General features: G+C 68.9%; 19 protein-coding genes. 8 read left to right on the forward strand and 11 right to left on the reverse strand.

Annotation, left to right across the window (positions count from 1 at the left end):
• Window position 1: 1 nt before the first annotated feature.
• The 5 genes from ON21_RS10155 to ON21_RS10175 form a co-directional block, all read right to left on the reverse strand.
• A complete protein-coding gene (locus tag ON21_RS10155; RefSeq protein ID WP_039797461.1) occupies window positions 2-352 on the reverse strand; it encodes a hypothetical protein in 351 nt (116 codons plus the stop codon).
• A 291-nt stretch (window positions 353-643) separates the two neighbouring features.
• Complete coding sequence (gene idi / locus ON21_RS10160) at window positions 644-1219, reverse strand: isopentenyl-diphosphate Delta-isomerase (RefSeq protein WP_039797425.1); 576 nt, start codon at window positions 1217-1219, stop codon at window positions 644-646.
• A complete protein-coding gene (locus ON21_RS10165) occupies window positions 1216-2088 on the reverse strand; it encodes a geranyl diphosphate 2-C-methyltransferase (protein WP_039797426.1) in 873 nt (290 codons plus the stop codon). Before ON21_RS10165 ends, idi begins: the two co-directional genes overlap by 4 nt.
• A 43-nt stretch (window positions 2089-2131) precedes the next feature.
• On the reverse strand, window positions 2132-3703 hold the full coding sequence (locus tag ON21_RS10170) for a family 2 encapsulin nanocompartment cargo protein terpene cyclase (RefSeq protein WP_039797462.1): 1572 nt from the start codon (window positions 3701-3703) through the stop codon (window positions 2132-2134).
• A gap of 14 nt (window positions 3704-3717) precedes the next feature.
• Entirely contained in the window at window positions 3718-5088 is a 1371-nt protein-coding gene (locus ON21_RS10175; RefSeq protein WP_245562529.1) for a family 2B encapsulin nanocompartment shell protein, read from the reverse strand.
• 823 nt (window positions 5089-5911) lie between these two features.
• On the opposite strand from ON21_RS10175, the gene ON21_RS10180 reads away from it, so the two are divergent.
• Window positions 5912-8863, forward strand: coding sequence for an acyl-CoA synthetase (locus tag ON21_RS10180; RefSeq protein WP_039797430.1), 2952 nt, complete (start codon window positions 5912-5914; stop codon window positions 8861-8863).
• 56 nt (window positions 8864-8919) lie between these two features.
• Window positions 8920-9519, forward strand: coding sequence for a class I SAM-dependent methyltransferase (locus tag ON21_RS10185; RefSeq protein ID WP_039797432.1), 600 nt, complete (start codon window positions 8920-8922; stop codon window positions 9517-9519).
• Window positions 9520-9537: 18 nt separating this feature from the next.
• Here the strand turns inward: ON21_RS10185 and rffA are convergent, their stop codons facing one another.
• Together rffA and ON21_RS10195 are read right to left on the reverse strand one after the other, a co-directional pair.
• The gene (gene rffA, locus ON21_RS10190; RefSeq protein ID WP_039797434.1) at window positions 9538-10677 is read right to left on the reverse strand and encodes a dTDP-4-amino-4,6-dideoxygalactose transaminase; all 1140 of its coding nucleotides are present in this window, start codon (window positions 10675-10677) and stop codon (window positions 9538-9540) included.
• Window positions 10667-11767, reverse strand: a complete 1101-nt coding sequence (locus ON21_RS10195; protein WP_051020639.1) for a glycosyltransferase family 2 protein — start codon at window positions 11765-11767, stop codon at window positions 10667-10669. Before ON21_RS10195 ends, rffA begins: the two co-directional genes overlap by 11 nt.
• A 269-nt stretch (window positions 11768-12036) precedes the next feature.
• Here ON21_RS10195 and ON21_RS10200 point away from each other — a divergent pair, with 269 nt between their 5' ends.
• The 6 genes from ON21_RS10200 (at window position 12037) to ON21_RS10225 (ending at window position 18540) form a co-directional block, all read left to right on the forward strand.
• Window positions 12037-14208, forward strand: coding sequence for a YfhO family protein (locus tag ON21_RS10200; RefSeq protein WP_063821044.1), 2172 nt, complete (start codon window positions 12037-12039; stop codon window positions 14206-14208).
• Window positions 14205-14693 carry a GtrA family protein gene (locus ON21_RS10205; protein WP_245562530.1) on the forward strand — a complete coding sequence of 163 codons (489 nt, stop codon included), beginning with the start codon at window positions 14205-14207 and terminating at the stop codon, window positions 14691-14693. Before ON21_RS10200 ends, ON21_RS10205 begins: the two co-directional genes overlap by 4 nt.
• Window positions 14694-14764: 71 nt before the next feature.
• Window positions 14765-17017 (forward strand): hypothetical protein, encoded by a 2253-nt coding sequence (locus ON21_RS10210; protein ID WP_051020640.1) that lies wholly within the window; start codon window positions 14765-14767, stop codon window positions 17015-17017.
• Complete coding sequence (locus tag ON21_RS10215) at window positions 17014-17571, forward strand: GtrA family protein (RefSeq protein WP_083880520.1); 558 nt, start codon at window positions 17014-17016, stop codon at window positions 17569-17571. The genes ON21_RS10210 and ON21_RS10215 overlap by 4 nt, the downstream gene beginning before the upstream one ends.
• Before the next feature lie 9 nt (window positions 17572-17580).
• On the forward strand, window positions 17581-17811 hold the full coding sequence (locus ON21_RS10220; RefSeq protein WP_039797435.1) for a Trm112 family protein: 231 nt from the start codon (window positions 17581-17583) through the stop codon (window positions 17809-17811).
• A gap of 267 nt (window positions 17812-18078) precedes the next feature.
• Window positions 18079-18540 carry a L,D-transpeptidase gene (locus ON21_RS10225; RefSeq protein ID WP_245562531.1) on the forward strand — a complete coding sequence of 154 codons (462 nt, stop codon included), beginning with the start codon at window positions 18079-18081 and terminating at the stop codon, window positions 18538-18540.
• A 31-nt stretch (window positions 18541-18571) separates the two neighbouring features.
• Here ON21_RS10225 and ON21_RS10230 read toward each other — a convergent pair whose 3' ends face one another.
• Genes ON21_RS10230 through ON21_RS10245 form a run of 4 tightly spaced genes read right to left on the reverse strand, consistent with a single transcriptional unit; the run spans window position 18572 to window position 22335 of the window.
• Window positions 18572-19207: a TetR/AcrR family transcriptional regulator gene (locus ON21_RS10230; RefSeq protein ID WP_039797437.1), complete on the reverse strand. Its 636-nt coding sequence runs from the start codon at window positions 19205-19207 to the stop codon at window positions 18572-18574.
• Window positions 19204-19998: an ABC transporter permease gene (locus tag ON21_RS10235; protein ID WP_051020641.1), complete on the reverse strand. Its 795-nt coding sequence runs from the start codon at window positions 19996-19998 to the stop codon at window positions 19204-19206. The genes ON21_RS10230 and ON21_RS10235 overlap by 4 nt, the downstream gene beginning before the upstream one ends.
• On the reverse strand, window positions 19995-20726 hold the full coding sequence (locus ON21_RS10240) for an ABC transporter ATP-binding protein (protein ID WP_039797439.1): 732 nt from the start codon (window positions 20724-20726) through the stop codon (window positions 19995-19997). Before ON21_RS10240 ends, ON21_RS10235 begins: the two co-directional genes overlap by 4 nt.
• Before the next feature lie 28 nt (window positions 20727-20754).
• Window positions 20755-22335, reverse strand: a complete 1581-nt coding sequence (locus ON21_RS10245; RefSeq protein WP_245562532.1) for a multicopper oxidase family protein — start codon at window positions 22333-22335, stop codon at window positions 20755-20757.
• Window positions 22336-22352: the final 17 nt, after the last annotated feature.

A 22352-nucleotide genomic window follows, 5' to 3' on the forward strand; every position in this document is an offset into this window, starting at 1 on the left:
GTCAGGCGGCCACGGCGGTGGCGAGCTTGCGCAACTCGGCGTCGGGGTCGGCCACGTCCACCACGAGCCGTGTGACATCGGCGCCCGCCAAGTCGATACGGATGGCGTGTCCGTCGAATCGGGTGTCCCAGAATTCCTTGCGGCCCTTGCCGCGAAACGTTCCAGCCGCGATCACACCGGGGAAGAACGTGCCGGGGGCACGCACCCACGGCGGGCGGCGGTCGACGCCGGCCATGCCGAGGGCGGTGACGGCGGACAAGTCGAAGGTCAGCTGGTCGCGCAGCGCCAGCAGTTGATGCGCACCGAGCACGTGGACCTTCACCGTCGTTCCGGTGACCTCGAATTCGACCATCACGCACCTCATTTTCACCGCGAACTCGTACAACTCCAACGATGCAGAACGGTTCTGGTCACAGCCTGTGCCGTTCCTATGAGTTCTCTCAGTTTCGGTCCATGTTGTTACAACGATATGCGCATCTATGGATGTGATCACGCAGGCCGACCGCGCCCACCAGCGTGAATGTCGCGCTACAGACCGGCCTGGAAAGGGAAACCGCACGAGTTCACGGGCTGGATCGAGGCAGCCGCGCAGTCGGCGAGATGCGTTGGGCTGCCTCGGGCCAGGACCGGATCTCAGCGGCGATCAGGGCGCCGAAATCCCCGTGACGTGCGCGCGCTCCGCGACGTCGAGGACACCGGCCAGCCATGGGGTGTAGGCGCCGGGGTTGTCGGCCAGCGCGTCGCGCAGCGCGTCCGGTTGAATCCAGGCGAAGTCGGCGACCTCGGCCGGGTCCGGCCGAGGGGTGCCGATGTCGAGCCGCCCGATCAGAACGTGATCCCATTCCGATTCGACGCGGCCGGTGCGCGGGTCCGCCGCGTGGTAGCGGTAGATCCCTGCCTCGGTGAGCGCGATCGTCAGGCCCATCTCCTCGGCCAGCCGCAGCCCCGCCGCGGTAGCGACGGGTTCGCCGGGTGCGGGGTGGCCACAGCAGGTGTTGGCCCACAGCGAGGGGAACCTGGTCTTGACCGCCGCGCGTTGCTGCAGGAGCACCCGGCCCGCCGAGTCGAACAGCAAGACGGAGAACGCGCGGTGCAGTCGTCCCGGGGCCAGGTGGGCCTCGGCGACCGTGCACGCGCCGACCGCGCGGCCCGCGTCGTCGACGAGCTCGACGGGCAGGGCCTCGCGGTCGGTGTACGGCTGGGCGAGCGTGTCGGTCACCTGCCCACCTTATCGGCGGCGATGAGCAGATAGTGGAAGCTCCCCTCCCGGTACGCGGTCAGGAACGGCTTCTCGACCCCCGTGGCGAGCTCGGATTTCGTGCGCAACTCCCAGTACGGGATGGTCGCCGTGGTGAGTTCGGTCACGGCGATGGGCACCAGGTTGTTCGCGGCCAGGGCGCGGAAGTACTCGCCGCGCGGATGGATCATGCAGCCGTAGTGCGCGTCGATCCAGCTGACCGAGGACGAGCGGCCGCCGGTCACGTCGTTGGAGCAGCCGGTGATGCACACGTAGCGTCCGCCCGGCTCCAGCAGCCGGGAGAACTCGCTGAACAGATCGAACAGGTCCACGTACATCGTGGTCTCGTTGGTCCAGATCCCACGCATGGAGCCGGTCTCGAAGCCGGTGTCGAGCATGTTGCGGAAGTGGAACCGCACCTTGTCCGCCACGCCGCGGTGGACGGCCTGGTCATTGGCGAAGCCGACCTGGTATTCGGAAATGGTCACGCCGTCGACCTGGCAGCCGAACCGTTGATTGGCCATGAAGCTGGTGCCGCCGCGGCCCGAGCCGCCGTCCAGCAGCCGGTCGCCGGGCCGGACGTCGCCGAGGTGGTCGAGCAGGAAGTCCGCCTGCGCGGTCTCCAGCCGGTGCAATTCGGCGACGATGCGTTCCTCGCGGGTGTCCTCCGGGCCGGTCAGCACCGACGGGTCCGGATCACCGATGCCGTAGTGGTGGTGGTAGAGCCCGTCGACCTCACCGAGTTTGGTGTTGACCCGGTCGTCGTTCGGGTTGTTGTTCCAGTACGCGGCGACGGACTTCTGGTAGCTGGTACGCAGAACGGTCCCGGTCTCCGGGTTGAGCATGGTCATGCGCGATCATCCTCTCTCGGTGCGGTACTGCTTCGTTGCTCTCTTACGGGTGGCTCTGGTGCGGGTCGCGATAGCGTTTGCTGTCGGCGTGCCAGGCGCGGTTGCCTCCCATCCAGGCCCACAGGCCCGCGAGGAAGCGGCGTAGTTCCGGGGAGCCCAGCGCGGCGAGGGGGGCCGCTTCCCGTTCGAACCGGTGCACCAGTTCGTCGTGCACCTCTGCGGTGCGCAGCACGGCCTCCCGGCGCGAGCAGCGCTCCTCGGCGGCGAGGACGGTCGGCAGATTGAACTCCCTGCCGTTGGAGAGGTCCTCGCGCGCCATCGAGTACAGGTCGTTCACCATCTGGCTGGCCAGCGCCGCGGTGGTGACCACGCGGCGCACCGCGGGATCGGTGTACTCGGCCGCCTGCAACTCGTAGCCGCCGACCACATCGGTGGGCGCCATGCACGGCAGGAAGCTGTGCGGTTGCCGATTGGTGAGGTACTCCCATACCGGCGGCATCCGTCCCGCCGCGCGCCAGCCCGCTTCGGCTCCGAGCGCGATGAACCACCCCGCTATCTCGGTGCGCAACCGGGCCAGTTGCGCCGGGCGCGCGTAGTGCGCCAAGTGCTCGAAGGACGTGCGGAACGCGCGCAGGATCGGATCGGCTTCGAGTGCCGCCTCGAGCTGGGCCACGTAACGCGCGGGAAGGTGGACCGGATCCATGGCGGCGGCCGCCAATTCGAGCCGGGGTCCCAACTCCGCCTCGGCGCTGGAGGGCGTGCCGTCCGGAGCCCGGTCGTCGGCATCCTCCTCGCAGTAGTAGTCGTCGACGGACCATTCCGAGACCGCGCACTTCGCCGCCGCCAGCAGCCGGTCGGCATCGTCGCAGTCCGGATGGGCGAGCATGATCAACCGGCCGAAATCGGCGTCGCGCAATTCGCCCAGCCGGCCCTCGTACAACCCGATGTTCCTGGCCCAGTCGACGATGCCGGTGTTGACGGCCTCGGCGAGAGCCGGATCGTCACGCAACGGCGGCGGGCAGTACAGCGGCGGAATCGGATCCTGCCGATCGCGATCCACCGTGGCGGTGTCGGATCCGGTCGGCCCGCGGGGGATACGCGCGGGCCCGCCGCCGTCCGATCCGGTTCGCGGCTGCGTCGTCAGCGTGGCCGTGCGCGGTGACGACGCGAGACCGTGTATTCCGAGTGACGCCGACGCCGTGCCGAGCCCGGTGGGTCCGGTGGGAATGCGTGGCGCCGCAGGTAACAGTGCTCGTCCCGCCGGGAGCGGCCCCGGCGCGGTAGGGCGGGCTGCCGCTGCCTCCACGCCGGTTGCGGCCTCCGGCACGCCGGCGTGTACCCCGGCGGAGGAGGCCGGCGGCACGGAGGACGTGGCAGGCGCCGTGCCGGTCCGGGGGAGCAGTAGGGCGGCGGCGCCCAGGCCGGATGGACCGAGTAGCGCGTGCGGTGCCACACTCTTCTGCACCGCCGGGGGCGAGATATCCGCCGGGTCAGCCGTTTTCGTCGACAACAGTTCGGCCGGAGCGGCGGTCCGGGTATTGGTGAGCAGCGCGACGACGGTGGCGGCCACCTCATCGGTGGCGTGCGCCGCCGCGGCGCGGGAGAGCACGGACATGCCCATCACCCCGGTCAGTCGGCTTGCCGGGCGACCGAGACGTTGTCGAGCACGCCGAGGGCGTCGGGCACCAGCACGGCCGCCGAGTAATAGCAGCTGATCAGGTAGGAGATGATCGACTGGTCGTCGATGCCCTTGAAGCGCACGTTGAGGCTCGGCTCGTATTCGTCCGGAATCCCGGTCTGGTGCAGACCGATCACGCCCTGGTCCTTCTCTCCGGTACGCATGGCCAGGATCGAGGTGGTCTGGGTGTCGCTGATCGGGATCTTGCCGCACGGGAGGATCGGCACGCCTCGCCACGCCGGAACACGGTGCCCGTCCACCTCGACCGGATCCGGATAGAGTCCGCGCTTGGTGCATTCGCGTCCGAACGCGGCGATCGCCTTCGGATGAGCCAGAAACAATTTCGTGCTGCGGCGCATGCTGAGCAGTTCGTCGAAGTCGTCGGGCGTGGGCGCGCCGGACTCGGTATAGATGCGCTGCTTCAGATCGCAGTTGTGCAGCAGACCGAAGTCGGGGTTGTTGACCAGGTCGTATTCGCGGCGTTCGTAGAGGGCTTCGATGGTCAGGCGCAGCTGCTGCTCGACCTGATTCATCGGGTCGTTGAACAGGTCGGCGACTCGGGTGTGCACCCGCAGGACGCTCTGCGCCAGGCTGAGCTCGTATTGGCGCGGGGAGGCGTCGTAGTCGACGAACGTGCCTTCCAACAGCGGCTCGCCCGCGTGGCCCGAGGAGATCGCGATGTCCGCCTCGCCCTTGTTGTTCTGCGGGTGGGCGGGCGCGGAAGCCACGCGAGAAAGTTGCTCGCGCAATGCCGAAGTCCTGTCGATGAACTCCGTCAGCGATCGCCGCGGAAGCACCAACATGGTCGTCCGCGTGACCGTCTTGAGTGTGACCGGCCAGATCGCCGACGGTTCGGTCAGTAACGCGTCGCCGAAGAAGTCACCGCCGCCGAGGATGCCGAGCTTCGTCTGCTCGCCGTATTCGCCCGAACCTATTTTGCTCACTTTGCCGTGGACGATCAGCAGAATCTGATCCATCGGATTGCCGAATTCCGCTACCACAATGCCGGGTTCGAGATCGCGCTGTTCGAAACGGTCTGCGAGGGCGCGCAGCACGTCCTCGTCATCGAATCCGCGCAGTGCCGGAAGCTCTTGCAATTCCAGGGGAATGACGCGTGCGGTGGAGCCGTCGATGACGAATTCCACCTCGCCATTGCCCACGGTGTGGGTCAGGCGGCGGTTCACTCGGTAGACACCGCCGTCGACCTGCGTCCACGGCAGCGCGCGAGTGAGCCATCGCGAGCTGATGCCCTGCATCTGCGGTTCGGATTTGGTGGTGTGCGCGAGCAGGCCCGCCGTGCTGGTGCTCAGGCTCTTGCGCATGTTGTTTTCCGTTTGGACTGGCATTTCAATGGTCATGCGTGGTCCTCACCTCGAGACGCCACCGAGACGTGGTGACGGGTTTTGGGGCAGGGGGATTCAGGATCGTCGATAGTTCAGAGTCGCCGGGTGTTCACATCAAACAGCAGCGGGGCATGCCCGCGGAGAGCTCATCGAACGAAATTGCCTACGCGCCAGGGCGTTCCAGACGTGATCGATGGTAGACGGCGAAAGCCGCTGTGCACAGAAAAATTTCGAAGATCGTTCCACCGCCCGCCGGATGGTCACGACACGCGGTCGATTCCGGCAACGGAGGGTTGCCGCATGGGCCGAGCCGAATTGCCTTCGGGTAGCGGAAAATCAGCTACCTGAGCGTCGGCGGCCTGTCCGCGCGTCGAGCCCGGCGCTCTATGTCGGCGGTCGGCTGTCCGAGCGGGTATCGCAACGCGCCGCGACATCCGGCGGTCTCGAGTGGTGTTCGTACCCGGGATGCGGCCGCATGGAAGACTCGCTTCGAAGCCTGGGGCTTGTGTGCCGTCGGCATCCGTCCGGCCGCGCAACCCCGGATCGCTGTGCGCCCGGACCGGCGCGGGAACGGGTGCCGGGCGGCCGGGCACACTGGTGGCGCAGAACTGTCCGCTGCCGGAGGCCGGGGCCTACCGTCATGGGGTGTTCCCTGGTCGATACGTGACCGCCGGAGCGCCGACCGCGGCAACCTGGCATGTGACGTGTCACAGCGGACACATAATGGACAGGTGGTGTGGGAAGCTCGTCTGAACACGTCGCCGTGTGTGATGCGGGTCACGTTAGGGTAGGGCCAGGAGCGATGGTGAAGTTGAATGCGAAGGTTGTGGTCGGCTCGGTACAGCGGTTGATGGCGACCGCGCAGAACGGCCTGGAGGTCATCCGCTTCGGCGGACTGACCCCTGACGTCGCGTCCTCGCCGTTCGAGGTCGTGGAACGCAGACGCATGTACCGGCTGCGGCATTACTTCCCCGACGACACCACCCCGGGCCGCCCGGTGGCCGTGCTGGTCCCGCCGCTCATGGTGAACGCCGACATCTGGGATGTGAACGCCGAAGAGGGCGCCGTCGGGATCCTGCACCGCGGGGGCGTCGACTGCTGGGTGGTGGACTTCGGCTCGCCCGCCAGCGAGGAGGGCGGCTGGCAGCGCGACCTCGCCGACCACGTGCTGGCCGTCAACAGCGCGATCGACACCGTCAACGAGGCCACCGGCAGCGGCGTGCACCTGATGGGCTACTCGCAGGGCGGCATGTTCGCCTACCAGACCGCCGCCTACCGATACGGCAAGGGCGTGGACAGCATCGTGACCTTCGGCAGCCCGGTCGACATCGTCGCGGGCATGCCGTTCGGGCTGCCCTACGGCATGGTCTCCGACGTCGCGGACTTCCTGGCCGATCATGTGGTCACCCGGTTGCCGATCACCGACTCCATGGTGCGCATCGGCTTCCAGTTGCTCGATCCGGTGAAGACGGCCAAGTCGAGGATCGACTTCCTGCTTCAGCTGCACGACCGCGAGGCGTTGTTGCCGAAGGAGCGCCAGCGCCGATTCCTCAACAGTGAAGGCTGGGTCGGTTACGCGGGCCCGGCCGCGGCGGATCTGCTCAAGCAGTTCGTCGCGCACAACCGGCTGATGCTCGGCGGCTTCGTGATCCGCGATCACCCGATCTCGCTGGCCGAGCTGAAATGCCCGATCCTGGCGTTCGTCGGTGAGGTCGACGACATCGGGCAGCCCGCCGCGGTGCGCGGCATCGTGCGGGCCGCGCCGAACGCGGAGGTCTACGAGGCGACCTTGGTCGCGGGCCACTTCGGCCTGGTGGCCGGAAGCATGGCCAGCAAACACACCTGGCCGCTGGTGCGGCAGTGGGTGGAATGGATGAACGGCGACCAGCCGCTGCCGCCTGAGATCGTGCCGATGACCGAGCACGTGGCGAGCAATCGCCCCCGCTCGGCGGCCACCCGGGTGGTGCACACCGCCGCGACGCTGGCCGAGGCGGGCACCGGCGTCGGCAAAGCCCTCGAAGGCATCGCGAACAACACGGTGCGCGGATCGATCGAACTGGCAGGCGAGGCGGCGCGGGCGCTGCCGAGGCTGACCCGCCTCGGCATGATCCAGCCGCACACCCGGATATCGCTCGGCCGGTTGCTGGCCGAGCAGACGCGGCGCGCGCCGCAGCGGGACCTGTTCCTGTTCGACGACCGCGTGCACACCAACGCGGCGGTCAACGAGCGCATCGACAACGTGGTGCGCGGCCTCATCTCGGTGGGCGTGCGCCCGGCCATGCGGGTCGGCGTGGTGATGGAGACCCGGCCGAGCGCGCTGGCCTCGGTCGCGGCGCTGTCGCGGCTGGGCGCGGTGGCGGTACTGCTGGCCCCGCACAGCGACCTGCGCCGCGCGATCGAGCTCACCGGCGTGGAGACTCTGATCTCCGACCCGGAGAACCTGCGGCAGGCCGCCGCGACCGGCGCCAAAGTGCTGGTGCTCGGCGGTGGTAACACGCGCGAGCTGGCGCTGCCCACGAGCGACCGCTTGATCGACCTCGAGCAGATCGACCCGGCGCGGGTGCGGGTGCCCGCCTGGTACCGGCCCGACCCCGGCCTGGCGCGGGAGCTGGCCTTCGTGCTCGTCACCGGCACCGGCGAGCGGCTGGAGACGAAGTACATCACCAACCACCGCTGGGCGGTGTCGGCGTTCGGCACCGCGACCACGGCCGATCTGAATCGCAGGGACACGGTGTACTGCCTTGCCCCGCTGCATCATTCGTCCGGGCTGCTGGTCAGTCTCGGCGGGGCGGTCGCGGGCGGAAGCCGGGTCTCGCTGGCCCGGTCGCTGGACCCACAGCGCTTCGCCGAGGAGGTGCACCGCTACGGCGTCACCGTGGTCACCTACACCTGGACCATGCTGCGCGACATCCTCGACGCGGAGGTGTTCCCGGACGGCCACAGCCACCCGATCCGCTTGTTCATCGGCTCCGGAATGCCCGCCGGGCTGTGGCGGCGCACCCTCGAGCAGTTCGAGCCGGCCCGCGTGGTCGAGTACTACGCCTCCATCGAGGGCGATGTGGTGCTGGCCAATGTGGCCGGGGTCAAGCGCGGATGCAAGGGCAGGCCGGTTCCCGGCACCGCCAAGGTGGAGCTGGTCGCCTACGATCCGCTCACCGAACGCATCCTGGTCGACGGATCCGGCTTCGCCCGTCGTTGCGCGGACAACGAAGTGGGCCTGCTGATCGGCAAGGCGTCCGACGGCGTCGACATCTCCGCCGGCGGTCTGCGCGGGGTCTTCACGGCGGGCGACTCCTGGATGCCGACGGAGAATCTGTTCCGCCGCGACGGCGACGGCGACTACTGGCTGATGGACCGCACGGACACGGTGATCCACACCCGGCGCGGACCGGTCTTCGGACAGCCCATCGTCGACGTGCTCAACGACATCACCGCCGTGGACATGGAAGTCACCTACGGGCTCAACGTCGGCGACCACTGCGTAGCCGTGGCCGCGGTGAGCGTGCGCCACGGCTTCCGCCTGGACCCCAAGGACGTCACCGAGGCATTGCGGGTACTGGAACCGGACCAGCGGCCCGACCTGGTGTACGTGGTGGACGACATCCCGCGCAGCCCGTCGTACCGTCCGTCCGCCCGCGCGGTGCAGGAGGCAGGCCGCCCGGAGCCTGGTCCGGACACCTGGTGGTACAACCGGGCCTCGGACGCCTACGAGGTCCTCACCGAGGACCAGGCGCGCACGCTGCTGGGCCAGTGACGCGATTCATGTTGCCGAAGAGCCGCATTCACCGACCGATGGCATAGTGAGTGCCTGTGGGAACGAGCCTCATTTACCGCAGCGGGACCGTCTACGAGGTCCTGATGCGCGGGTTGTACGGCAAGCACTACACGGCTCGGTATCGCGCTATCGCTGAGCTCGTCCCCGAGGGGGCGAGCGTGGTCGATCTGTGCTGCGGCCCCGCGACGCTCTACACCCGCTACTTGCGCCACAAGTCGGTCGACTACACCGGACTCGATCTGAACGAGCGCTTCGTCGCGCGCGTGAACGAAGCAGGCGGGCGGGGGAAGGTGTGGAACCTGCGTTCCGGCGACGCGCTTCCCGCGGCCGACTACGTCATCATGCAGGCCAGCCTCTACCACTTCCTCCCCGAGCCGCGTCCGCTGCTCGATCGGATGCTCGCGGCGGCCAGCGAGCGGGTGATCGTGGCCGAGCCGGTCCGCAACCTGGCCACCAGCGACAATCCGGTTCTCGCCACGATCGGCAAGCGTTTCACCGACGCGGGCGACGGCGAGCAGGCGCACCGCTTCACCGAGCGCACGCTGGACGAGTTCTTCACGGCGTACGGTCCGCGGGTGGCCCGCAAGTCCCTCATCGCGGGGGGACGGGAGAAGCTCTACGTACTCACCGCGTGAGCCGGCGTCGCGGCCGGTTCAGACGGTGAACGCGGTGACCGCGTCCACCACGCGCGCCACCTGCGCGTCGGTGAGATCCGGCCAGAGCGGCAGGCGCACGACGGTCGCGGAGAACTCCGCGCTGCGGGCGCAGGCTCGCGGCGTGCGGCCGAGCTTGAACCCGGCCGGGCTGGAATCCAGCGGGATGTAGTGGAACGGCGCGGAGATACCCCGCGCGGCGAGATGCGCGATGAGGTCGTCGCGGCGGCGCTCGTTCGGGGTCCGCAGGTAGTACAGGTGCGCGGTGTGCCCGCGATCGGCGGGCACGGACATCAAGCGCACGTCGTTGCGCTCGGCCCAATCCGGCAGGGCGGCGGCGTAGGCGTCCCACACCCGGTGGCGTCCGGCCTGGATGATGTCGAACTCGTCCAGTTGCGCGTCGAGCACGGCCGCGTTCAGCTCGCTGGGCAAATAACTGGAGCCGATGTCCTGCCAGGAGTACTTGTCCACGGCGCCACGCAGGAACCGGGCCCGGTCGGTGCCCTTCTCCCGGATGATCTCCGCGCGCGCCATCAGGATCTCGTCGGTGAGCAGCAGCGCGCCGCCCTCGCCGCAGTGCACGTTCTTGGTGTCGTGGAAGCTGAGCGTGCCCATCGTGCCGATGGTGCCCAGCTTCCGGTCGCGCCAGGTGCCGCCGAGCCCGTGCGCGTTGTCCTCCACGACGGCGAAGCCGTGTGTGTTCGCCAGGTCGAGCAGTCCGGCCATGTCGGCGGCGACGCCACCGTAATGGATGACCACCACGGCCTTCGTCCGCTCGGTGACCACGGCCGCCACCGACTCCGGATCCAGGTTCCCGGTGTCCGGATCGATGTCGGCGAAGACGCAGGTCGCGCCGCGCAGCGCCATCGAGGTCGCGGTGGAGGTGAAGGCGAAGCTGGGCACGATCACTTCGTCGTCGGGGCCCAGCTCCAGCAGCAGGCCCGCCATTTCCAGCGCGGACGTGCAGGAGGTGGTGAGCAGGGCGTGCGGCGCGCCCGTGATCGCCTTCAGCTTCTCGGTGGCCGACGCGGTGAACTGTCCGTCGCCGTGGCTGTGGTCGGAGGCCAGCACGGCCTCCAGGTTCGCAAGTTCCCGGCGCGCCCGGTACGGGCGGCTGAAGATGACGCGGTCAGTGCTCAACCCGGTCGGTCCCCCTGCTGATGGTTGTCGTGGTCGGTTCCGAAGGCTCCGCCGGACGCGGAGTCGGCGTCTCGACGGTGAGATAGAGCGGTTTGCCCACCAGGATGTGCAGGGCCACGCCCAGGTACTCGGCGATCAGGCCGAGTGAGAACAGGATGGCGCCCGAGCACAGCAGCAGCACCACGATGGTGGAGGCCCAGCCTTCCGGCGCCCAGTCGTCGGTGGTCAGCGCTTCGACCACGACGACAGCGGCCATCACGCCGCCGGCCAGCGCCAGGGTGACACCGAGCAGGCTGACCAACCGCAGCCCGCGAGTTCCGCTGCACAGCACCATCTTCCAGAACAGCGAGAACAAGCGGCGGTAGTTGTAGCCGGAATCCTCCCTGCCCTCGGCGCGCAGCACCACCGGCGCCTGTGCGACGGCGCCGACCACCCAGGTCAGCGCGACGTCCAGGTAGACGCCGTTGGACGCGACCTCGGCCAGCTGCCTGCCGATGTCCCCGCGGATCAGCCGGTAGCTTTCGAACCGGGTGGAATCCGGGAACGCGAACAGCGTCGCGAGCACCAGCTTGGCTCCGCGCGAGGTCAGATTGCGCAGGAATCCGTGCGGCCTGGTGTTGCTGGGCTTGGAGTAGACCAGATCGGCCCGCTGCGCCAGCGCCGTGTCCAGGAACGCGCTGATGAAGCGGGGGTCGTGCTGGCCGTCCTCGTCCATGGTGACGATCCAGTCACCGGCCGCGGCCGACATCCCGGCGATCGTCGCGGCGTCCTGGCCGAAGTTGCGGCTGAGCCAGACGGTGCGCACGGTGGGATAGGTCCGTTGCAGTTCCTGCAGGACCACGTCGGAGCGGTCCGGGCCGTGGTCGTGCACCAGGATGATCTCGGAGACGGTGAACGCGGTGCCGCCGGGAGTCCGGGCGGTGCCCGTGAGATCGTGCAATTCGGCGACCAGACCGGCGATCGTCTCCTCGCCCCGGTACACCGGTACGACCACCGACACGGTGTGCGGCCGGTCCACGCCGGGCCGTGCCGGGTCACCGTTCGTCGCGGGGGCGCCGGAACGGAGTGTGCGGGCGGGGGTGATCGGCATCAGCTGGATCGACTTTCGATGACGGTGCGTGCCGGTACTCGTGGCAGAACTGCGGAGCCCGAACCGGTGTGGACTCTAGCACGGTGGGCAGCGCGGCCACCGGAGCAGCTGATCATGCCCTCATCTTGGCGGCGTCCGCGACCGATGCCAAGCCGGGAGCCGCCCTGTAGGGTTTGGAACTCGTGACGGACAGTGCAGTGCTCGATTCGCGGCCGGATGCCTATTCGCGGCGAGATGTCTACCGGTGGGGGGTCATCACCGCGCTCGGAGTGGTCGCGGGTTACCTCGCTGTCCTGCTCGCCAACGCCAGGCATTTCTTCACCGACGACACCGAGTCCCAGTACACGTCGCTGTGGGTCGGTCTGGGCCGTGCGCTGCGCGCGGGCGATTTCCCGGTCATGGTGCCCGAGCAGTGGATGGCGGGCAACAACACCATGGACGACGCGGGCCTGTTCAACCCGCCCCAGCTGCTGATCGATCTGATCGCGCCCTCGGTGGACAACGTCGCGCTGTACGCCACCGTCGTGAAGCTGATCTTCTCGATCATCGCCGCGCTCGGCGTGTACCGCGTCTGCCTCGCCTACGGCGGGCGGCCCGCCTGGTCGGCGGTGGCGGGAATCGCGCTGCCGCTGTCGGGCTTCTTCTTGTTCTTCGACGAAGCCAGCTGGATGACCGCGCTCACCGGTACCGCGTGGATGGTGCACGCCTGGGCGGCCTCGGTGCGCTACACGCGAGGTCTCGGCGGGCCCGTCCCCGTCTTCGTCTACCTGTATCTGACCATCTCGACGCAGTACATCTTCCCTGCGGTCGAAGCGGTGCTGATGCTGCTGGCCGTGGCCGTTGGCGAGCTGGTGTACCAGCGCAAGTGGCAGCCGGTGCTGCGGCTGACGCTCGCGGCGGGCTGCGCCGGGCTCGCGGGCCTGCTGACCTTCCTGCCGAGCATGCTGTCGGCGAAGGTGACCTGGCGCGGCACCGCGCAGATCAACAACGACCAGTTCCTCACGGTGCCGTGGTCGGAGTCGCTGAACGCCAGCCTGCCCAGTTCGCTGCCCGCCTTCACGTCGTGGTGGGGTTACGTGCAGCCGCTGCCGGTCACCTACATCGCCTGGTTCCTGATCCCCGCCCTCGCGTTCGTCGACTGGCGGCGGGCCAAGGAGGCCTGGCGGGAACTGAGCGCGATCGCGATCTTCGCGATCATGATGCTGATGTGGACCGCGGGCCCCGGTTCCGTCGGACCGCTGCGCTGGCCCGCGCGCGTGCTGCCGATGCTGGCCATCGGCCTGCTGGTCCTGGTGTGCGTACTGCTGGGGCGCTACGGGACGTTCCGCGATCCGAAGAACCGCGGGATCGCGGCGGGCGTGCTGATCCTGCTGCTGTGGGTGCGTTCCTTCTCGGCCGATCCGCACGACGTGATCTGGCACGTGATCGCGGCCGTGGCGCTGGCGGCACTGGTGGCGGGCGCGGTGTGGCTCGGGCGCACCAAGGGCACCGCGGCGGCCTGCGCCCTGACCATCGTCGCGATGTTCCCGATCGCCTATTTCCAGGTCGATGCCGCGCAACCCACGCCGATGTCGTGGAACCTGCCCGCGAAGCGCTCGGAGGCCAAAGCCGCGTTCCCTGACTTCACCGGCAACACCATCCAGCTGGGCGACCGCGGACTGTTGCAGCCGCAGGACAAGAGCATCGAGGCCGCCTACGGCTCGCTCGTCTTCGGGAACTACGCCCGCGGACTCGAACGGAATTACGTCAACGGTTACACGCCCAGCGGCCATTTCTACTTCGGTGAGCTGCTGTGCATGCGCTGGGACGGCAGCGTGTGCCCGGACGCCTACCGGCGCATGTTCGCGCCGGAGCCGACCACCGGGCGGCCGCTGGTCGACCTGATGAACCTGGACCGCGTGGTGGTGCAGCGGGCGCTGTTCCCCGACGTGCCCGGCCAGCCCGCACCCGAGGGCTGGAAGTGGGTCGACTACCCCGAGCACGAGCGCTACATCGCGGTGCTGGAACGCGTCGGCGGACCGATCTCGACGACGAACGGTCGCGTGACGGCAGCCCAGAAGGCGAGCGCCACCTCGATCTCCGAGACCGATACCACCAGCCGGGTGCGCGTGTCCTCGGCCGAAGGCGGCCGGATCGTGTTCGCCAGGCTCGGCTGGCCCGGTTATCGAGTCACGTTGGACGGCAAGTCGATTCCGATCACGACGGTCGCCAAGTCCTTCATCGCGGTCGATGTTCCCGCGGGCACCCAGAACGCCGAACTGGTGCTGACCTGGCGTCCGCCGGGTTGGAAGATCGGCATCGCCACAGCGGTGGCGGGTCTGCTCGGCATCGGCGTCCTGCAGTGGTTGTACGTCCGGTCCCGGCGCCGCGAGGAGCCGCAGGAGAGCGCCGCCGCCGAGACCGCCGAACCGGATCGCGAGCTGGCGGACGTCGTCTCGTGACGACGAATCCGCCTCCGGTCGCCGTGGGTTCCGACGCGGTCGGCGAGCCCGCGGCCGGACTTCTGGTGCGGGTGGTCCGGCGACAGGAGGTCGCCTTCGCCCTGGTCGGCGCGTGCAACACCGTGCTCGGCATCGCGCTGACCGTGGTGTGGCTCGCGGTGCTCGGTGACGCGTGGCCGCCCGCCGTGGCGGTCGTGCTGGCCTACGCCGTGGGCATCGTCGTCGCTTTCGTCCTGCACCGGACGCTCGTGTTCCGGGTGCGCGGCCGGGTGCTGCGCGATTTCGCGGGCTTCGTCGTGGTGAATTCCGGCGGTCTGCTGATGAACACGGTGCTGCTGTCGCTGGCGGTCTCGGTGCTGCACCTGCCGCGGATTCCGTCGGCCGTCGTGGTGATGGGGCTGGTCGCGGTCGCCAGTTTCTTCGGCCATCGCTACATCTCGTTCCGCCGCAAGCCGGAGGTGCGGACCGAGAACGCGGCCGGATGACGCGTTCCGGGACGGCATCCCGGCACTGGCTTGCCGGAGCGGCAGCGCGGGGACGGTAGGGTCTGGGACTCGTGGCCGAACGTAGCACCTTTCCTTCGCGCGAAGTCTGCACATGGGGCGTCATCACAGCGCTCGGGGTCGTCGCGGGATACGGTGCGGTGCTACTCGCGAACATCCGGCATTTCTATACCGACGACACCGAATCGCAGTACGCGCCGCTGTGGGTGATGCTCGGCCGGTATCTGCGCGAGGGGCGGTTGCCCGCGATGATCCCCGAGCACTGGATGGCGGGCAACTACGCCATCGAAGAGGCGGGGCTGCTCAATCCGCCGCAGCTGCTCATCGATCTGATCGCGCCTTCGGTCGACAACCTCGCGCTGTACGCCACCGTGGTGAAGCTGATCTTCGCGATCATCCTGGCGCTCGGCGTGTTCCGGATCTGCCTGGCCTACGGAGCGAAGGCGCCTTGGGCGGCGGCCGCGGGCGCCGCCATTCCGTTCACCGGATGGCTGCTGTTCTTCGACGAGTCCAGCTGGATGACCGCGTTCACCGGCACCGCGTGGATGGCCCACGCCTGGGCGTCCGGGGTGCGCTACGCCCGTGGGCGCAGCGGGCCGATCCCCACGTTCGTCTTCTTGTATCTGGCCATCTCGGTGCAGTACATCTTCCCCGCGGTCGAGGCCGGTCTGATGGTGGGCGCCGTGGCCGTCGGGGAACTCGTGTACCAGAAGACGTGGCGTCCGTCGCTGCGCCTGCTCACCGTCGCCGCCGCCGCGGCGCTGGCCGGATTGGCGACCTATCTGCCGAGCATGCTCTCGGCGAAGGTGACCTGGCGCGGCACCGCGCAGATCAACAACGACCAGTTCCTCACAGTGCCGTGGTCGGAGTCGCTGAACGCCAGTCTGCCCAGCACACTGCCCGCGTTCAGTTCCTGGTGGGGCTACGTGCAGCCGATGCCGGTGGTCTATATCGCGTGGTTCCTGGTTCCGGCGCTGGCTTTCGTGGACTGGCGCAAGGCGCTCGGCGCGGCGCGTGAGTTCGTCGCGCCCGCGCTGTTCGCGGTGATGGCGCTGATGTGGACGGCCGGTCCCGGCGCGGTCGGACCGCTGCGCTGGCCCGCGCGGGTGCTGCCGATGGTCGCGCTCGGCCTGCTGGTGCTGGTGTGCGCGCTGCTCGGTCGTTTCGCGACCGTGCAGGACTGGCGGCGGCGTGGCATCGCGGCGGCGGTGCTCATCGGTCTGCTGTGGGTGCGCACGTTCTCGGCCGCGCCGCACGAGGTGATCCGGCACGTGGTCGCGGCGCTCGGCGTGGCCGCGCTCGGCGCCGTCGTGGTGTGGCTCGGGCGCCGCCACGGCGCGGTCGCCGCGTGCGCGTTGATCGTCGTCTCGGTCTCCCCGATCGCGTACCTCCAGGTGTGGGATGCGCAGCCGACGCCGATGGGCTGGAACCTGCCGGAGAATCGATCGGAGATGAAGGCCGCCTTCCCCGATTTCCCCGGCACCACACTGCAACTCGGCGATCGCATGCTCATCCCGCCGCAGGAACGGAATCTGCCCGGCGCGTACGGATCGCTGGTATTCGGTAACTACGCCAAGGATCTGGAGCTCACCTACGTCAGCGGATACACCCCCAACGGGCACTACTGGTTCGGCGAGACGCTGTGCATGCGATGGGACACCAGCGTCTGCCCCGACGCCTACCGCCGCGCGTTCGCGACCGAGCCGACCACCGGCCGGACCATCGTCGACCTGATGAAAGTCGACCGGGTGGTGCTGCATCGCGCCTTGTACCCGGACGCGCGCGACCAGCCCGCGCCGCCCGGCTGGCGCTGGGTCGACTATCCCGGGCACGAGAAGTACATCTCGGTGCTGGAGCGCACCGACGGCCTGATCTCGGCGCGTGACGGCCGGGTCGCCGCCGCCCAGGGCGTGACGGCCACCTCGGTCGGCGAGTCGGACACGACCAGCCGAGTGCGGGTGAGTTCCCCGGAGGGCGGCCGGATCGTGTTCGCGCGGCTGGGCTGGCCCGGTTACCGGGTGACGCTGGACGGCCGTGAGATCCCTTCCACTCTGGTGGCGAAAACCTTTGTCGCCGTGGATCTCCCGGCGGGCAGCTCCGGTGAGCTGGTGGTCTCCTGGCAGCCGCCGGGCCGGCGGATCGGCGTCGCGGCGGCACTGCTCGGCCTGCTCGTCGTCGGCCTGCTGCAATGGGCCTACCTGCGTGGCAGGCGGCGGCGGGACGGATCGGCCGAAGTCGGTGCCGAGCCGTCCCCGCTCGACGCGGCCGCGTCGCCGGAAACCGACTTGGCCGACGCCGCCCGATGAGCACGGGCGCGGCGGACGGAGTCGGGGCTCCGGCAGCGGATGCGCGGCACTCGGACGCCGCACGCGCGCCGGATGCGGCCCCGGCCGGAATGGATGCCACCGCCGATCCCGGCCCCCTGCTGCGCTTGGTGCGTCGCCAGGAGATCGCGTTCGCCGTCGTGGGCATGGTGAACACCGGCCTGGGCATGGCGCTGACGGTGCTGTGGCTGGCGATACTCGGCGACCGTGCGCCCGCCGCGCTCGCGCCCGCCCTGGCCTACGCGATCAGCGTGTTCGTTGCCTTCGTCCTGCATCGAACCCTGGTGTTCCGGGTGCGCGGGCGCCCGGTGCGGGATTTCCTCGCGTTCGTCGCGGTGAACTCCGGCGGACTGGTGCTGAACATGGTGCTGCTCCAACTGGGCGTCTCGGTGCTGCACCTGCCGAGCATTCCGTCGGCGGTCGGGGTGATGGCGCTGGTGGCGGGCGCCAGCTTCTTCGGTCACCGCCACATCTCGTTCCGCCGGACACCCGCTCCCGAAGCGGACGGTTCTCGCTCCGGCACGGCCGGAAGGTAGGTTCCTGGTATGCCTGAGCACACCACCTTGGACGCCACACTGCTGAGCCTGCTGGCCTGCCCGCAGGACAAGGGCCCGCTGCGGCTGGTCCGTGCCGCCGACGGCAGCGCGTTGCTCTACAACCCGCGCCTGCGCCGGGCATACCCCATCGAGAACGGCATCCCGGTGCTGCTCGTCGACGAAGCCAGGGACGTCACCGACGCCGAGCACGACGAGTTCACCGCGCAGACCGACGCCTGACCCTCCGCACCGCCGTCCCGTTCCGCTCACGACTCGCGCGCCGCCCGGCAACGGATGCGTCACGGTCGATTTGCCTCCATTGACCGTTCGAAGCCGGGTCCGCCATGATCATTTGCACCTCGCGACGGTCCACTCGCTCCAGCCAAAGGGCGATGCGACCAGCCTGATCAGCGGCACGTCCGGCGTACGGGTAGAGAGGTCGGGAACGTCATGAGCGCTGCGCGTTTACGTAACTGGACAGCTCGATGCGCGATTGCCTGTGGAGTCGTGGCGGCGGGATTCACCATGGTGGCGCCCGCCCAGTCCGAACCGCTCTGGCCGGGTGGCCCGGATATCCCCGGTATGCCCGCACTGATTCCGCCACTACCGCCACCGACCCCGGTGGCGCCGTGTTCGACGGCGGCGCGGGCATGCATGCGGTTGTCGACGAACGAAGCCTGGTTGATGGACGACGGCAAGGTGACCTACGGCCCGACCCCGATCTCGCACGGGATGCCGGGATATGAGACGCCGCCCGGAGTCTTCCACGTCTCGTTCAAGAAGGAATTCCATTGGAGCACCATGCACAACGCTCCGATGGAGTACGCGACCTTCTTCAACGGCGACATCGCCTTCCATGTCGGCCCCATCGAGAAGAAGTCGCACGGCTGCGTCCGGATGACCTACGAGGGGGCCAAGGCGTTCTACGAGTACCTGTGGCCCGGTGACGTCGTCGAAGTCGTGGAGTGACGGCTCCGGCGTCCCACGGTGATCGTCGCGGTCACCCGGACGCCGGTCGCTGCCCGATGTCGCCGGTCAGATAGCGCTGCAGCGTCGGGCCCACCGCGGCGACGAGATCGGCGGCGGGCATCGAGGACAGCGGTTCGACTCCGATGATCTTGCGGCCCACCAGCACGCCGATCATCTGCGAGGCGACCAGGCTGATCCGGGTGCGGCCGTCGTCCTCCGGCGTGGCGATCCGCCTGCGGACGCGTTCCAGCACGACCTCCAAGAGGAATGCCCTGGCCAGGGACGGATCGTGGCTGCCGGACAGGATGCTGCGCACCATCGCGACCACTCCGGGACCCGCGGGCGAATCCCACACGCCGACCACCGCGCGAAGGATGGTCTCGCCCAACCGGTCCAGCGGAGCGGCCTCGATGATGCGCAAGGTCGACTCGGGATCCACCGGCAACTCCACCACCGCGGCGAAGAGTTGCTGTTTGGTGCCGAAGTAGTGGTGGACGAGGGCCGGATCGACCCCGGCCTCGGTGGCGACCGCCCGCACGGAGGTCTTGTCGAAGCCGACCTCGGCGAACCGTGCGCGGGCGGCCGCGAGGATGGCCTCGCGGGCGCCCGACTGCCCCGGTCGGCGGCCGGTGCGAGCCGGCCGCTCGGCGCCGTTGCCTGCCGTCACGCGGTCCGCCGTCGTAGCGTGGCCGCGCCGAGGCACAGGGCGACGATCGAGAATCCGGTCACGATGGCCAGATCGCGCCACATCTGGCCGGTGGCCTCCGGATGCGTCGAAACCTGTTGCAGGGCGTCGACCGCGTAGCTCAACGGCATCACGTTGCTGATCACCTCCAGCCAGTCGGGCAGCTGGCCGCGGGGAACGAGCAAGCCGCACAGGAAGATCTGCGGGGCGACCACGACCGGCATGAACTGTACGGCTTGGAATTCGGTGCGGGCGAACGCGCTGGCCAGCAGGCCGAGCGCCACCCCGCACACCGCGTCGACCACCGCGATCAGCACCACCCACGCCGGGCTGCCCGCCGAGCCGAGCCCGAGCAGACCGAAGGAGACCAGGCAGGCGATGGTCGCCTGAGCGGCGGCGGCCAGGGAGAAGGCGGTGCCGTATCCGGCGAGCAGGTCGAGTTTCGTCAGCGGCGTCGACAGCAGTCGCTCCAGCGTGCCCGAGGTGCGTTCGCGCTGCATGGCGATCGCGGTGATCAGGAACATCACGATGAACGGCAGGATGCCGAGCATGCTGATACCGACCCGGTCGAACAGCGGGACCGGGTTCAGCGGGTTGGTGGGAGTGTCCTTGTAGATGAAATACAGCAGCGTCATCAGCAGGGCGGGGACCACCAGGATCATCGCGACCGTGCGGTGGTCGTTGCGCAACTGCCGCAGGATGCGGCCGGTGGTGGCGGCGTAGGGGCGCAGCGTGGGCGTCCGCCGGGGCGAGGCTGCCGAGATGGCGGTCATGCGTTCTGTCCCATCGTGATAAGGGTGAGGAAGGCGGTCTCCAGGTTCTGTTCACCGGTCTGCGCGCGCAGCTCATCGGGGCTGAGCTGGGCGAGCAACCGGCCCTCGCGCATCAGCAGCAGCCGGTCGCAGTGCTCGGCCTCGTCCATGACGTGGCTGGACACCAGCAGTGTCGTGCCGTTCGCGGCCAGTTCGTGGAACTGCTTCCACAGCTCGACCCGCAGCACGGGATCCAGGCCGACCGTCGGTTCGTCCAGTACCAGCAATTGGGGTCCGGCGACGAGCGCGCAGGCGAGGGACGCCCGCGTCATCTGGCCGCCCGAGAGTTCGTCGCCGCGCTGCTGAGCGTGGTCGGCCAGGCCCACCGCCGTGATCGCGTCGTCCACGTCGGCGCGGTCGCGGCCGTAGAGCGCGGCGAAGTACGCGACGTTCTCCCGGACGCTGATGTCGGGGTAGATGCTCGGCGCCTGGGTGACATACCCGATCAGGTGGCGCAGCGCCGGGGAGCCCGCCGGGTGTCCGAGCGCGGTGACCTCGCCCGATTCGATGATCTGAGTGCCGACGATGCTGCGCATCAGCGTGGTCTTGCCGCATCCGGACGGACCGAGCAGCCCGGTGATCGTGCCTTGCGGGATGGTCAGCGAGACGTCGTGCAGAACTTCGCGGCCGCCGCGGGGGACCCGCAGATCTCGAACCTCGACGGCGGGGGAGGGGCTGGCTTGCGACACGGTCGCCTCAATTCATCGAGTGTTGAATTCACTGTACGATGAATTTAGCTCTGTCGCGCCGAAGCGGCAAGAGCGAATAGGAAAGAATCAGTGGCCGTGGTGCCGCGGGGGTGTCCCCGCCGACTGGCCCGGGTCCACGACCACGAACTGACCCATCATTCCGAGGTCTTCGTGCCAGAGCAGGTGGCAGTGGTACATGTACGGCGTGTCCGGATCGGCCGGACCGTGCGAAGCGCACTGCCAGGCGCACCGTGCTGTTCGGCGGTAGGAAGACGGTGTCCTTCGGGCCGGTCAGCGTCGGGGGCGGAGGCTCGTCGTCCACCGCGAGCACGCGGAATCGCACGTCGTGGATGTGGAAGTTGTGCGGCATGCCGTCGTTGTTGCGCACCACCCAGGTCTCCGCGGTGCCGCGCGTGACCGCGAAATCGATGCGGTCCATGGCCATCGGCGTGCCGTTGATCCCGGCGAGGTTCAAGTCGAACTGTCGTTCCCGCACCGAATCGCCGCCGTCCGGGGTGGTGGGAGACGCGAGGACCGCGGGGAGTTCCGGCGCGGGCCGCAGCGTCTCGGCCGCGCGCAGCTCGAGAATGTCGAAGGTGTCGTCGCCGCCGGAGAACCGCTGGGTCCAGAAATCGAGCCCGGCGTCGAGTCGGCCGCTGCGCAGCACGGTGCGCTCGCCCGGCCGTATCCGCACCACGATCTCGGCGCGCTCGCCCGGTGACAGCCGCAGCCGGTCCACGGTGCTCGGTCGTTCCATCAGGCCGCCATCGGTGGCGATGAGCGAGAACGGCCGCCCGTCGGCGAAGACGAAGGTGTAGATCCGCGCGGTCGAGGCGTTGAGCAGACGCAATCGGACGAGTTCGTCGCCGACGTCACGGTACGGCGCGAGCGTGCCGTTGACCATCGTCCGATCCCCGAGGGATCCGACATCGCGGAACATCCCGTGCGCCGAGTCGAACTCCGCGCCGTTGAACCGCACGTCTTGGACGATCAACGGCAGATCGTTCACGCCGTACTCGGAAGGGAGGGGCAGCGCGGTGGAAACCTCGTCGTCGAGCAGGAACATACCCGCCAGCCCCCGGCGCACGTGGGCTTCGGTCGCGCCGTGCGGATGGGGGTGATACCAGAGCGTCGCCGCCGGTTGATCGACGGTCCATTGCGGCGTCCACGCCGCGCCGGGCGCCACCATCTGGTGCGGCCCGCCGTCCATGGCGGCGGGTAGATGCATGCCGTGCCAGTGCACCGTGGAGGCCTCCGGCAACGTGTTGCGCACCGCGACCGCCACCTTCTCCCCGCGTCGCGCCCGCAGCGTCGGCCCGAGGAATTCGCCGTCGAACCCCCACGTCTCCGTCGCCAGGCCGGGACGGAATTCCTTTCGCCCGGCGCGCATATCGAGTTCGAACGTCCGAGTTCCGTCGGCGCCGACCCGCGACGGAGCCAGCGGAGGAATGGCGAGCTCGTTCCGGAATTCCGTCTTCCCGGCGGTGGACACGTCCGCCCCGGCGTACACCAACGCGACGCCACCGAGGATCAGGACCGGTAATGCCGCGACGCAGACGAGAACGATGCGCAACCATCGCCGCCTGCGCGGCCGGGATTCCGAAGACATGGTCCGACGGTAGAAAT

Source organism: Nocardia araoensis NBRC 100135 (assembly GCF_000308435.1).
In the GTDB taxonomy this organism is placed as follows: domain Bacteria; phylum Actinomycetota; class Actinomycetes; order Mycobacteriales; family Mycobacteriaceae; genus Nocardia; species Nocardia araoensis.

Coding starts and splice junctions, on each gene's coding strand:
- ON21_RS10175 (WP_245562529.1), bottom strand. CDS start 5,088: ATGCGCAAGAGCCTGAGCACCAGCACGGCGGGCCTGCTCGCGCACACC.
- ON21_RS10245 (WP_245562532.1), bottom strand. CDS start 22,335: ATGTCTTCGGAATCCCGGCCGCGCAGGCGGCGATGGTTGCGCATCGTT.
- ON21_RS10180 (WP_039797430.1), top strand. CDS start 5,912: ATGGTGAAGTTGAATGCGAAGGTTGTGGTCGGCTCGGTACAGCGGTTG.
- ON21_RS10220 (WP_039797435.1), top strand. CDS start 17,581: ATGCCTGAGCACACCACCTTGGACGCCACACTGCTGAGCCTGCTGGCC.
- ON21_RS10165 (WP_039797426.1), bottom strand. CDS start 2,088: ATGACCATGCTCAACCCGGAGACCGGGACCGTTCTGCGTACCAGCTAC.
- ON21_RS10215 (WP_083880520.1), top strand. CDS start 17,014: ATGAGCACGGGCGCGGCGGACGGAGTCGGGGCTCCGGCAGCGGATGCG.
- ON21_RS10235 (WP_051020641.1), bottom strand. CDS start 19,998: ATGACCGCCATCTCGGCAGCCTCGCCCCGGCGGACGCCCACGCTGCGC.
- ON21_RS10155 (WP_039797461.1), bottom strand. CDS start 352: ATGGTCGAATTCGAGGTCACCGGAACGACGGTGAAGGTCCACGTGCTC.
- ON21_RS10195 (WP_051020639.1), bottom strand. CDS start 11,767: ATGCCGATCACCCCCGCCCGCACACTCCGTTCCGGCGCCCCCGCGACG.
- ON21_RS10170 (WP_039797462.1), bottom strand. CDS start 3,703: ATGTCCGTGCTCTCCCGCGCCGCGGCGGCGCACGCCACCGATGAGGTG.